The 11,996-nt window shown below is 57.3% G+C and carries 10 protein-coding genes and 1 riboswitch; of the genes, 5 read left to right on the forward strand and 5 right to left on the reverse strand.

Features of this window, described 5'->3' with window-relative positions; all coding sequences use genetic code 11:
* Positions 1-104: 104 nt before the first annotated feature.
* Entirely contained in the window at positions 105-845 is a 741-nt protein-coding gene (locus tag G6L01_RS15735) for a hypothetical protein (protein WP_071203091.1), read from the reverse strand.
* Between the two features lie 246 nt (positions 846-1,091).
* Positions 1,092-1,200: riboswitch (TPP riboswitch) on the forward strand.
* Between the two features lie 69 nt (positions 1,201-1,269).
* On the opposite strand from G6L01_RS15735, the gene thiB reads away from it, so the two are divergent.
* The 4 genes from thiB (at position 1,270) to G6L01_RS15755 (ending at position 6,541) form a co-directional block, all read left to right on the forward strand.
* On the forward strand, positions 1,270-2,280 hold the full coding sequence (gene thiB, locus G6L01_RS15740) for a thiamine ABC transporter substrate binding subunit (RefSeq protein ID WP_070166340.1): 1,011 nt from the start codon (positions 1,270-1,272) through the stop codon (positions 2,278-2,280).
* Between the two features lie 59 nt (positions 2,281-2,339).
* Positions 2,340-4,019 (forward strand): thiamine/thiamine pyrophosphate ABC transporter permease ThiP, encoded by a 1,680-nt coding sequence (gene thiP / locus G6L01_RS15745; protein ID WP_234902130.1) that lies wholly within the window; start codon positions 2,340-2,342, stop codon positions 4,017-4,019.
* Positions 4,016-4,765 carry a thiamine ABC transporter ATP-binding protein gene (locus G6L01_RS15750; protein ID WP_070166310.1) on the forward strand — a complete coding sequence of 250 codons (750 nt, stop codon included), beginning with the start codon at positions 4,016-4,018 and terminating at the stop codon, positions 4,763-4,765. Before thiP ends, G6L01_RS15750 begins: the two co-directional genes overlap by 4 nt.
* A gap of 294 nt (positions 4,766-5,059) precedes the next feature.
* Positions 5,060-6,541: a M48 family metalloprotease gene (locus tag G6L01_RS15755; RefSeq protein WP_081344150.1), complete on the forward strand. Its 1,482-nt coding sequence runs from the start codon at positions 5,060-5,062 to the stop codon at positions 6,539-6,541.
* Between the two features lie 135 nt (positions 6,542-6,676).
* Here G6L01_RS15755 and G6L01_RS15760 read toward each other — a convergent pair whose 3' ends face one another.
* A complete protein-coding gene (locus tag G6L01_RS15760; RefSeq protein ID WP_015917504.1) occupies positions 6,677-7,534 on the reverse strand; it encodes an RNA polymerase factor sigma-32 in 858 nt (285 codons plus the stop codon).
* Positions 7,535-8,019: 485 nt separating this feature from the next.
* Between G6L01_RS15760 and htpG the strand changes: the two genes are divergently transcribed.
* The gene (htpG, locus tag G6L01_RS15765) at positions 8,020-9,951 is read left to right on the forward strand and encodes a molecular chaperone HtpG (protein ID WP_070166309.1); all 1,932 of its coding nucleotides are present in this window, start codon (positions 8,020-8,022) and stop codon (positions 9,949-9,951) included.
* 192 nt (positions 9,952-10,143) lie between these two features.
* Here the strand turns inward: htpG and bfr are convergent, their stop codons facing one another.
* From bfr to rlmH, 3 genes are all read right to left on the reverse strand, one after another.
* Positions 10,144-10,629 carry a bacterioferritin gene (bfr, locus tag G6L01_RS15770; RefSeq protein WP_060718748.1) on the reverse strand — a complete coding sequence of 162 codons (486 nt, stop codon included), beginning with the start codon at positions 10,627-10,629 and terminating at the stop codon, positions 10,144-10,146.
* Between the two features lie 302 nt (positions 10,630-10,931).
* Positions 10,932-11,243, reverse strand: coding sequence for a (2Fe-2S)-binding protein (locus G6L01_RS15775; protein ID WP_060718749.1), 312 nt, complete (start codon positions 11,241-11,243; stop codon positions 10,932-10,934).
* Positions 11,244-11,381: 138 nt separating this feature from the next.
* Positions 11,382-11,864, reverse strand: a complete 483-nt coding sequence (rlmH, locus tag G6L01_RS15780) for a 23S rRNA (pseudouridine(1915)-N(3))-methyltransferase RlmH (protein ID WP_070166308.1) — start codon at positions 11,862-11,864, stop codon at positions 11,382-11,384.
* Positions 11,865-11,996 lie beyond the last annotated feature (132 nt).

Genomic DNA, 11,996 nt, shown 5'->3' on the forward strand with positions numbered 1-11,996 from the left:
TATTGTGCTACTCCCAAACCATAAAAAGCCGTAGAGAAATCCTCACCCCCCGGACTTCATTCAGTGGGCTTCATTCACTGGAATGGCACCGCAATCGCACAAGATCAACGCGGAGGCGCCACCTTGGGAATAAGCACGGCTTCGGGTTTGGCCACCATCAGAAAATCCTTGGCTGGCTTATAGTTCGTGGTCTTCTTCTTGGAATAATTCGGCGTCACCATGCCAGGAAGCATTCCAGATCCGTGGATACGATCATCAATCGGAAAATAGCTTTCCTGCTTGGGATGTTGAAGATTGGCGGCCGCCTCATGCACGCATTGTGTCCGTCGATCATCCTCTGGATGCCACCGGTAGATGTTGGTCGTCCAGACCTCGACTTTCATCATAATAACGCCATTGCGATTGATTTCTTCAATAAATTGCCAGTTCACATTCAATGAGCCCGTCGCAAACTGCCAATCGTGATTTCGAAAATTGGTTTGCGGAATATCCACGATGCCGGAAGAGGCAGGGTGAGATGACGGGGACAGGATTGGCGCAGTCCTTGAATTTTCCCCCTTTGAATTTTTCAACGGCGCCCGCGCCGCATTGATTGCACCAAAGATGCGAGCACGTACCCCCGGGTCCTCTTCCATCAATGTCCGAAGCGAAAAATGGATCGGCTCACCCGAGCCCGCCAGATAGTGATTGAGGAACTGTTCTGCCCGACCGCCTTTATCCATGGTTCTTGCCTTGGCAAGCGTCATGATCTGCAGGTCAGACCATGTCTGACCATGGTCTGTGTATTTGCCGGTAAACCGCACACTGTTGCATACAAAATCAATATCACTTTTTTCCAATGGCATGCGATGTTCCTCCATCAACCAAGGCAAGCAAGCGTATACTTTTCAAAGCTTAAGAGCCGCAGTAAACCAGATGGCAGGACATGGCGTCAATAAAATATCTCATTTGCGTCAAATTCGGCGCAATATGAATGACGATACTGATCCGTGACGATTGAAATCCACTGGCCCTCCAAGATCAATGAAGGGTCACTCACCGTCCCATCCAATCACCCCTTGTCAGTTTCATTCCCCACCGCTAAACCTCCTAGAGATCTAACGGGGTGCAATGGTGTCTGCCATTGCTGAGAGGCGACGCCGCCAACCCGCGGAACCTGATCCGGCTAACACCGGCGGAGGGATTAGATGCGCGGCTGCCATACCGCCTTTTCCCATCTCGCGCTATTGACATTAAAGAGGAAAAGCCATGGCTGACCAGTCCCCACGCATGTTCTTGTCCATCCCAGCAACCGCTTTACTGACGCTTCTCGCTATAGGCACGCCCGCCGCCCAGGCCGAAGACAAGGTACTGACCATCTACACCTATGAAAGCTTCGTTTCCGAATGGGGCCCGGGGCCGAAGGTGAAAGCCACCTTTGAAAAGACCTGCGGCTGCACCGTCAAGTTTGTCGGACTGGAAGATGGCGTGGCACTGCTGAACCGCTTGAAGCTGGAAGGCGCTTCCAGCGAGGCAGATCTGGCGCTGGGGCTGGATACCAATCTCACCGAGGAAGCCAGGCAGACCGGACTTTTCGCCCCGCACGGCATTGATGCCTCGGCAGCCCAGGTGCCTGGCGGCTTTAAAGACGATATGTTCGTGCCTTACGATTACGGACATTTCGCCGTCGTCTATGACACCCAGACCATAAAAAATCCGCCCAAAAGCCTGAAGGAACTGGTGGAGGGAGACCCCGCCCAGAAGATCGTCATCGAAGACCCGCGCACCTCGACGCCGGGGCTTGGCCTGCTGCTCTGGGTTAAATCCGTCTATGGCAAGGACGCGCCCGCCGCCTGGGCAAAATTGAAAGATCGGGTGCTGACCGTCACTCCCGGCTGGTCGGAAGCCTATGGCCTGTTCACCAAGAGCGAAGTGCCGATGGTGTTTTCCTATACGACCTCGCCCGCCTACCACATGGTTTCAGAAAACACCGATCGTTATCAGGCCGCGTCCTTTTCGGAAGGGCATTACATCCAGATCGAAGTGGCGGGCCTGCTAAAGAATGCCAAGCACAAGCAACTGGCCGAGGATTTCCTGAAATTCATGCTGACGTCAGGATTCCAGGATGAGATCCCCACCAACAACTGGATGATGCCAGTCACCAAGACCTCGACCCCGCTGCCAGAGGCTTTCGACCGTCTGGTCAAGCCAGCCAAGACCTTCCTGATGAGCCCGCAGGAGGTTGCTACCAACCGCAAGAGCTGGATTGCGGAATGGCAGGCGGCAATGGCGGCAAAGTAAGGTCCGGCATGGCTCTCAAGCATTTCCAGCAAAAGTGTTTAGCGGTTTTGCGTCCGGAAATGCGCAAAAACAAAGTGCGAGCGCATTTTCGCGGTTCAACGACAAGCAAAAATGCTCTCGCACGGCAAAACCTGCTACCGATTGCCGGTGGGGTCATTGGCCTTGCCAGCCTGTTTGCGTTTATCGGATTGGCAATCACCGCCTTGCTGGTGGCAACCGGTGGCAACGTGCCGCTGGCGCTGGACAGTTACACCCTGTCCATCCTGCGCTTCACCCTGGTGCAGGCCGGGCTATCGACATTGCTGTCTCTTGTCTTTGCCCTGCCTGTGGCGCTTGCCCTGGCGCGGCAACGGCATTTCTGGGGCCGTCGCTGGCTGATCCGGCTGATGGCGCTGCCCATGGGCCTGCCGGTGCTGATTGGCGCCCTGGGCCTGATCGGCATCTGGGGTCGCAATGGGTTTGCCAATGACCTGCTGGCGCTGCTCGGCCGCCAGACACCGGTCAGCATTTACGGCCTGACCGGCATTCTCATTGCCCATGTGTTTTTCAACATGCCGCTCGCTACCCGCCTGCTGCTCGCCGGGCTGGAACGGGTGCCACCGGATTATTGGCGCATGGCCGCCAGCCTTGGCATGGGTCCGGTTGCCATTTTCCGGATGATCGAATGGCCAGCCCTCAGCCCCTTGCTTCCCGGCATCGCCGGGCTGATCTTCATGCTCTGCGCCACCAGTTTCACGCTGGTGTTAACGCTAGGCGGCGGGCCGGGCGCCACCACGCTGGAAGTGGCGATCTATCAGGCGTTGCGGTTTGATTTCGATCCGCCCTTGGCCGTATCCCTGGCCACCCTGCAACTGGCCGTCACAGCCCTGCTGCTTGGCCTTTTGGCGCTGTTTCCGGCACCGGACGACCAGGCATTACCCGATGAACGACCTGTGCTGCGGCTCGATGGCAAGGGGCTGGCAGCGCGGGCCTGGGATGGCGCCTTGCTGCTGGTCGCTCTGCTCTTCCTTGTCACGCCGCTTGCCAATATCGCTTTTGCCGGCGTCAAAGCCGATCTTTTGAAACTGCTGGGTGATCCCTCGGTCTGGCGGGCTGCCGGTCTCAGCCTTGCGATCGCCTTTCCCGCCGCCCTGCTGGCGCTGGGTCTCAGCCTCGTCTTCATCAATGCCAGAACAGCACTGGCAGGCCTGCGGCGGAAAACCCTGGCCGCAACCACTCTGTCCCGGCTGATTGGCGCAACATCCTCGCTGGTTTTGCTGGTGCCGGTCATCGTGCTGGCCACCGGCTGGTTCCTGCTGCTGCGGCAGATGGGCAATGCAGCAGGTTTTGCCGGGCCGGTGGTGGTGGCGATCAATGCGATCATGGCACTGCCCTTTACCATGCGGGTCTTGGCACCGGCCATCGCCACCCATCACCACCGCACGGCGCGCCTGTCTGCAAGCCTTGGCCTTGGCGGCCTGGCCAAGGTCCGCCATATCGACTGGCCGGGCCTGCGCCGTCCGATCTTGACGGCCCTGTCCTTTGCCATGGCGCTATCGCTTGGAGACCTTGGGGCGGTTGCCCTGTTCGGGGCTAATAATCTGGCGACGTTGCCATGGCTGATCTATAGCCGGATAGGCAGCTACCGCACCGCCGATGCCGATGGTCTGGCGCTGCTGCTCGGCCTTGTCTGCCTTGTGCTGACCGTGATTGGAACGGCGGGCGGCTCAAGTGCTGGCAAAACGGAGGATCGACCTTGAGCGAGACGGCCATTATTCCCGATGCAGCAATTGTACTCGACACCGTGCACCTGCGTCTGGGAAACCAGAGTTTTGCTTTCCACGATCAGATCGCGTCCGGAAAGATCACTGCGATTACCGGCATGTCGGGCTCCGGAAAATCCACCCTGCTGAACCTGATTGCCGGATTCGAGATCGCCGATTATGGCCGTATCCGAATTGGGTCGGAAGACATCACCGATCTGCCCCCCGCCAGGCGTCCAGTCTCGCTGGTGTTCCAGGACCATAACCTGTTTGCCCATCTCGATCTCGCCACCAATATCGGCCTTGGCATCGATCCGTCTCTACGGCTTGGCGCGGCGGATCGGCTGGCGGTGAGCGAGGCGCTGGAAAGAGTGGGGCTTGGTGGCTATGACCGACGCAAGCCCGCGACGCTTTCCGGCGGAGAAAAACAGCGCGCCGCCTTTGCCCGTGCGCTGGTGCGGCGCAAGCCGGTATTGTTGCTGGACGAACCTTTTGCCGCCCTCGATCCTGGCCTGCGCGCCAGCATGGCAGAACTGCTGCTGGATCTGCACCGCGAAACCGGCCAGAGCGTGTTGATCGTCAGCCACGATCCCCAGGATGTGCGGCGTCTGGCTGATGATGTGCTATTTCTGGATCAAGGCCGGATTTTATTGCATTGCGACGCAAAAACCTTCCTTTCCGGCGAAGGCCCAGCCGCACTCAAGACCTTTCTCGGTCCTTTTCATGATCGTGACCGGCTTTGAGGCCATGATTTCGACGCGACTGGCTGGCATGGCGTGGTACATACAAAGCACAAATCAATGCGATCATTAACATTTTCTTATCCAATTGACTGATCTTGTGCGATGCGCAGTTTTATCCATTTCAATAATATGCTGTTAAGGATTTGGATAAAAATCGTGAAACATCCCGCTTCGCAATACCGGCGAAATGGCGGGCAAGGCTTGAACAGGCAAGGGGACGAAGACGTTTCTAGGATGCGCTGCAATATGATCCTGATGGCCCCTGCACAGCGAGGCACCTGGCAGACCACGCGAATGGTGGTGGGAAAAATGCGCCCTGGATTAAAAGCGAGCCTCGGCCTTATCGCCGCCCTGTCGCTTGCCGGCTGCCAGTCGATGGTTGAGCAGTCCTACCAGCCGAACATCTCGCCCTCGTCTTCACCGCAGATCGTTCAGGAAGTCCAAAAGGACGATCCCCGGGCCCAGATGGGTGCGCGTGAGCATCCCCGTATCGTGGCAAGCTATGGCGGCGAATATCACGACGAAAAAACCGAACGCCTGGTGGCGAAAATTGCCGGTGCGTTGACGGTGGTGTCTGAAAACCCGCAGCAGTCCTACCGCATCACCATTCTGAATTCGCCTGCCATCAATGCCTTTGCCCTGCCCGGCGGCTATCTCTACGTCACCCGTGGCCTGTTGGCGCTAGCCAATGACGCGTCGGAAGTCGCCGCCGTGCTGTCGCATGAAATGGCCCATGTCACCGCCAATCATGGCATCGAGCGCCAGCGGCGCGAGGAAGCCGAGGTCATCGCCAGCCGGGTGGTTGCCGAGGTCCTGTCCAGCGATCTCGCTGGCAAGCAGGCCTTGGCCCGTGGCAAGCTGCGGCTGGCTGCCTTCTCACGCCAGCAGGAATTGCAGGCCGATACGATCGGGGTGCGCACGCTGGGCGAAGCAGGTTACGATCCCTATGCGGCGGCGCGCTTCCTGGATTCCATGGCCGCCTATCAGCACTACAGCTCATCCGACCCGAATGCCGACCAGAGCATGGACTTCCTGTCCAGTCACCCCAGCACACCGCAGCGGGTGGAATTGGCGCGCGACCATGCCCGCGCCTTCGGACCCGACGGATCGACCGGCGACAAGGGCCGCGATTACTTTTTCGATGGCATTGATGGCATGCTGTATGGCGACAGCCCACAAGAGGGCTATGTCCGTGGCCACACCTTCTTGCATGGCGGCCTCGGCATTCGCTTCGACGTGCCGGACGGTTTTCAGATCGACAATAAGGTGGAAGCGGTCATGGCCACCGGGCCGGGCGATGTCGCCATCCGCTTCGACGGCGTGGCGGATACCCAGAACCGCAGCCTGACCAATTATATTTCCAGCGGCTGGGTCACCGGCCTGTTGCCGGACAGCATTCACGAAACCAAGATCAATGGCATGGAGGCCGCGACCGCCAGGGCCTCTGCGGATCGCTGGGATTTCGACGTCACCGTGGTGCGACTGGGCAATCAGATTTTCCGCTTCCTGACCGCCGTTCCAAAAGGCAGCGACCAGCTGGTGCCGACATCCGATCTTCTGCGCCAAACCTTCCGCCGCATCACACCCGAGGAAGCCAAGACGCTGAAACCATTGCGCGTCCGGGTCGTCACCGTTGGACAAGGCGACACGCTGGCCAGCCTGTCGGCCAGGATGATGGGAACGGATCGAAAGCTGGAATTGTTCAAGGTGTTGAACGCCATTCCCGCCGGGCAAAGCCCGGCGCTCGGCAGCCGGGTCAAGATCGTCTCGGAATAACCTATGCATAATTCCTTAAATCCTAATCGATTTAAGGAATTATGTAGCAGATTTAAAACGTTACAGCGTCCTTTGTGCGTTTTATAAAACGCACAAAGGACGCTGTAGAGATTTGGCTCGATCTATCTGATCTGGTTACGCCACCATCTGCGGATTGGCCTGGACCAGCGCGACCTTCAGCTTTTCCATCGCCCGGGTCTCGATCTGGCGCACCCGCTCCTTGGAAATACCAAGCTCACAGCCCAGCTCTTCAAGCGTCGCACCATCCTCCGAAAGCCGCCGGGCGCGAATGATGCGCATTTCGCGCTCGTTCAGATGGGCCATGGCGCCGCGCAGCCAGTCCAGGCGACGCTCGGTATCGATCATATCCGTCACCTGCTCGTCCGGTGTCGGCTCATCGCTGGCCAGCATGTCCAGCCGCTCCGCCCCCTCTTCACCATTGTTGGAAATCGGTGCTTGCAGGGAGGTGTCATTGGAAGAGAGCCGAGCGTCCATCGACTGGACATCGGCAAGGCTGACACCAAGCGCGGTGGCGATTTCCTGATGAATGGCCTGATCGGTCAGGCGTTGATCGCCCTGGGCAAGCTTAGCCCGCAACCGGCGCAGGTTGAAAAACAGCGCCTTCTGGGAGGAACTGGTGCCGCCGCGCACGATGGACCAGTTGCGCAGGATATAATCCTGCATGGAGGCGCGAATCCACCAGCCGGCATAAGTCGAAAAACGCACATCTCGGGTCGGCTCAAACCTTGCCGCGGCTTCCAGCAGCCCTATATAGCCTTCTTGAATGAGATCGCCGAGCGGCAGGCCGAAGCCACGGAACTTGGAGGCCATGGCAATCACCAGCCGCATATGGGCATGGGCAATCTGGTTGCGGGCCACTTGGTCGTTGCCGTGTTTCCAGCGTACCGCCAGATCATGCTCCTCCTGGCGCTCCAGATACGGTGCGGCCATTGCAATCCTGATGAGCTTCTTATCGGCTTGCAGGGAATTCATTACGACCTCCATTCGCGCGGCACCACGAGCCGCGTCGAGAGCAATTTAAAGGTTGAAACCACGGCAATGAATGTTTCATTCTTTTACGATGGGACTTGCCAAACGGATCACTGCGCGACATATCTTTCATAGATTTAACTAATATGCTCAGTAATGAGATGGTGTTTTGCCCGTACCAACGTCGCTGTAACGCTTAAGGCTGCGGAATGTTCCAGCTATAGGGCTGGACAAATTCTGTTGCGCGCCCAACGTCCCCATGCCCGCACCTATCAATGCGTTCGCTTAGCTCAAAAAAAGCGGATGACGATCATCCCGCCACATCTCAGCTCTTGAATTTCACCTGATCTTTCGCCACCTGAAGGCGGTTGCGGGCCGCAGGTGGAACATCCTTTGCGCTGCCAGCAAAATGCTCTTTTTGCCGCATGCCGAGCGACCGGTCACAGGACCGGTCCAGGCATGCTGCCTCACGTCATACGGGAGTTACAATGTCGACAGAAACCGCCGAAAAGCTGGGCGAAACAACGCCAGAATCACATGTGTTCGAAGCCGATGTGGCACGCCTTCTGCATATGATGGTGCATTCGGTTTATTCGGACAAGGATGTGTTCCTGCGGGAACTGGTCTCCAATGCCGCCGATGCCTGCGAGAAACTGCGCTATGAGGCGATTACCACGCCGGGCCTTCTCACCAGCGATACCGATCCCCGCATCCAGCTGCGGCTCGATGCGGATAACAGGCAATTGATTCTCGAAGACAATGGCATCGGCATGAGCCGGGCTGAGTTGATCGAAGCGCTGGGGACGATTGCCCGGTCCGGCACCCGTGCCTTCATGGAACGGATTGAGGCCAGCAAGGCGGAAGCCGGCAAGACCGGCGAGGATGCCCAGCTGATCGGCCAGTTTGGTGTCGGCTTCTATTCCTGCTTCATGGTGGCGGACAGGGTGGATGTGGCAACGCGCCGTGCTGGTGAGGCGCAAGCCTGGGCCTGGTCTTCCGACGGCAAGGGCAGCTATTCCATCAGCGAGATCGAGGCCGACGACGCGCCAGCCCGTGGCACCCGGATCACCCTGCATCTGATGGAGGATGCCAAGGACTATGCCACCCGCGCTCGGGTGGAACGGATCGTCAAGCAGCAGTCAGGCCATGTCCCGGTGGCGATCACTCTGGTTGAAAAGCCCGGCGAGGAACCAACACGAATCACCGAAGGTACAGCGCTCTGGACCCGCTCGAAGTCCGAGATCAGCAGCGAGGAATACGCCGATTTCTACCGCGGCATTTCCGGACAATATGACGAACCGGCCTTGACGGTGCATTTCCGCGCTGAAGGCCGCCACGAATATACCGCCCTTGCCTTTGTGCCCGGCACGCCCCCTTTCGACCTGTTTGATCCCGACCGCAAGGGCCGTATCAAGCTCTATGTGAAGCGGGTGTTCATCACCGATGATGCCGAACTTCTGCCGCGTTACCTGCGCTTCGTGCGTGGGCTGGTCGATACTGCCGACCTGCCGCTGAACGTGTCGCGTGAAATGATCCAGGAAAGCCCGATCCTGTCTGCCATTCGCAAGGGCGTGACCAATCGCATCCTGACCTCCGTGGAAAAATTGGCCCAGAACGAGCCGGAAACCTACAAGACGCTCTGGGAAAATTTTGGCGCTGTGCTGAAGGAAGGGCTCTATGAGGATTTCGAACGGCGCAACCAATTGCTGGGACTTACCCGTTTTCGCACCACGACATCAGGCGACGACCAGCGTAGCCTTGCCGACTATATCAAGGACCTCAAGCCGGAACAGGACAGCATTTATTACCTGGCCGGGAGCAACCTCGAACAGCTGAAGGCCTCGCCGCAGCTGGAAGGTTTTCGCGCCCGTGGCATTGAGGTTCTGCTGCTCTCCGACCAGATCGACAGTTTCTGGGTGATGAATGCGCCGGAATTCGAGGGCAAGACTTTCAAATCCGTCAGCCAGGGTGCAGCCGACCTTGCCAAATTCGCCAAGGCCGACGCCGGGGCTGATAGCGACCAGGATAGCAACGAGCAGGCAAAAGCCGATATTGCCGGTTTCCTGGCGCTCGCCAAGGAGCAGTTGAAAGATCTGGTTGCCGATGTCCGCGCCTCAGACCGGCTGACGGAAAGCCCCGTCTGCCTTGTGGCGCCGGAAAGCGGTTATGACCGTCAGCTGGAGAAAATATTGGCCGGAGCGGGCCAGCTTGCCTCGACCTCCAAGCCGGTGCTGGAGCTGAATGCCGATCACGCGCTGGTCAAGGCGATGGCGGGCGCCCAGCATACGCCGGCTCTGCAAAATGATGCGATCCACCTGCTCTACGATCAGGCCCGCATTCTCGATGGCGAAAAACCAGCCGACGCCCGGGCTTTTGCGGAGCGCATGGGACGGCTGTTCGAAAAGGCGCTTCGCGCCTGATAAGTGCACAATACGAAGGTTCATTGAAAATGACTCTTCGTATTCCTTTTGAAAATATCTCAAGCCTTTGATGCATTTGAGATATTTTCAATGCCTTCAAGTCGAGGATGCGTCAGCATGTCAGAGACTTGGTATAACAACGAAAAGGCCCGGTTCGCATCTGCAAACCGGGCCTTTTTCATGGAAAGAACGTTATTCCGAAGCGTCGGCGGAATCGGCGTTGAGCTGGCCGTATTTTTCGGCGCCAAGCTTGGAAAACAGCTCCAGCTGAGTTTCGAGGAAGTCGATATGGCCTTCCTCATCCATCAGCAGCTGTTCGAACAGCTTCATGGTGACGTAGTCACCAGCCTGATAACAGATATCGCGGGATTCCTTATAGGACGTCCGGGCTTCGTATTCGCCAGCCAGATCGGCCTCAAGAACTTCCTTGACCGTCTGGCCGATGCGCAAAGGCGCCAGAGTCTGAAGGTTGGGGTGACCTTCCAGGAAAATGATCCGCTCGACCAGTTTGTCGGCATGCTGCATTTCTTCGATGGATTCCGCCCGTTCCTTCTTGGCAAGCTTGGTATAGCCCCAATCTTCCAGAAGACGGTAGTGCAGCCAATACTGATTGACAGCACCCAGTTCCAGAAACAATGCCTGGTTCAAACGTTCAATAACTTTTGCATCGCCCTTCATCGCAGGACCCCTATCTAAACGGTTACCGGCACGGATAATTGCTTCGATTGCCTGCAACCGACAGAATTATGAGTGCACTCCAATGTTTTACAACGCTTCGCATCACATGCGCAGCGATATGCGCGATAAAAGCAGGATTGAATTGCCAAGTCGAGCATTAATTTTAGAATGATTCCAAAAAGACGAAAAAGATAGGAGAGTGGCGCGGGAACTTCGTGACACCCATGCAGGCTGCTAGAACGAAAAAACCCCGCATGAAGCGGGGTTGTGGGTGGCTTTGAGTATCTCAACGCAGGAGGTGATCAGGCGGTCCGGCTGACACGATTGCGGCGTTCGATGAGTTCGTTTTTCTGCTCTTCCTGGAAACGCTTCAGGCGCTCCATGAAATTCACGAGGTTTTCGCCATCGCTATTTCGCTGAGCGTGGAAGGCCTGGGTCGTCGAGACGATGATATCCACGACATTCGGGAAGCACCCACAACAGCGACCACGCTTTTCCATGGCGTGATAGACCTTTGCAGGCACGATCAACTGCCAACAGTCCTGCTCAAGAAATTCCGTGATCGTGTCACGGATTTCTTTCTCGGTGATGAAATTGCAACTGCACACCAGCATCGGCTTCAGCCCGTCAAACAAACATGACATCTATTCTCTCGTTTTATGGCTAAACAAGAGGCTGCCTGTCAAGAAAAAACATGACGATCTACAAAACCTGGCGATCACAAGGATGTTGTATTGTACGCATGAAATGCGTCAGGACCGATGATAGGGATGGCCAGAGAGGATGGTAACGGCGCGGTAGAGCTGTTCGGCCAGCATGATGCGCACCAGCTGATGCGGCCAGGTCATCTTTCCTAGATTCAGCACCAGATCGGCCCGGTCGCGAAAATCCGGGTCCAACCCGTCGGCCCCGCCGATAACGATGACCATGTCACGACGACCACGATCCTTATGGTCGCCGACATAGGCTGCGAATTCCTGGCTGTCCCAACTCTTGCCGCGCTCATCCAGCGCCACGACAAGAGGGTTGTCCGGCAGGGATTTTTCGATCTGCGTCGCCTCTTCCCGCTTGCGGGTGGCGGAATTGGAGGCTCTGCTTTCCGGCAGCTCGCTGACCCGGGAAAATTCCAGCCCGCTTGCCGGACCGGCCTTGGCAAAACGGTCCAGATAGCGTGACACAAGATCTTTCTCTGGCCCGGCTTTCAACCGGCCAACGGCAACAATGCCTATCCGCATCCCATCCTCTTGAGGGTTCGATCCGCAAAACCAGAGGCAACCGAGCGGATATCCGCTCGCTTTCTTGGCAGACAAGGATCATCCCGTCGAAAACACGCGACGATCATTGCCTTATCGGGCTCGATACCATCT

The organism is Agrobacterium vitis, from assembly GCF_013337045.2.
In the GTDB taxonomy this organism is placed as follows: Bacteria; Pseudomonadota; Alphaproteobacteria; order Rhizobiales; family Rhizobiaceae; genus Allorhizobium; species Allorhizobium vitis_B.

Excerpts from the sequence above, each read along its gene's own strand:
- G6L01_RS15735 (WP_071203091.1), bottom strand. The coding sequence starts at position 845 with ATGCCATTGGAAAAAAGTGATATTGATTTTGTATGCAACAGTGTGCGG.
- bfr (WP_060718748.1), bottom strand. The coding sequence starts at position 10,629 with ATGAAGGGCGATGCAAAAGTTATTGAACGTTTGAACCAGGCATTGTTT.
- G6L01_RS15755 (WP_081344150.1), top strand. The coding sequence starts at position 5,060 with ATGGTGGTGGGAAAAATGCGCCCTGGATTAAAAGCGAGCCTCGGCCTT.
- G6L01_RS15775 (WP_060718749.1), bottom strand. The coding sequence starts at position 11,243 with ATGCTGGTGTGCAGTTGCAATTTCATCACCGAGAAAGAAATCCGTGAC.
- htpG (WP_070166309.1), top strand. The coding sequence starts at position 8,020 with ATGTCGACAGAAACCGCCGAAAAGCTGGGCGAAACAACGCCAGAATCA.
- thiP (WP_234902130.1), top strand. The coding sequence starts at position 2,340 with ATGCGCAAAAACAAAGTGCGAGCGCATTTTCGCGGTTCAACGACAAGC.
- rlmH (WP_070166308.1), bottom strand. The coding sequence starts at position 11,864 with ATGCGGATAGGCATTGTTGCCGTTGGCCGGTTGAAAGCCGGGCCAGAG.
- G6L01_RS15760 (WP_015917504.1), bottom strand. The coding sequence starts at position 7,534 with ATGAATTCCCTGCAAGCCGATAAGAAGCTCATCAGGATTGCAATGGCC.
- thiB (WP_070166340.1), top strand. The coding sequence starts at position 1,270 with ATGTTCTTGTCCATCCCAGCAACCGCTTTACTGACGCTTCTCGCTATA.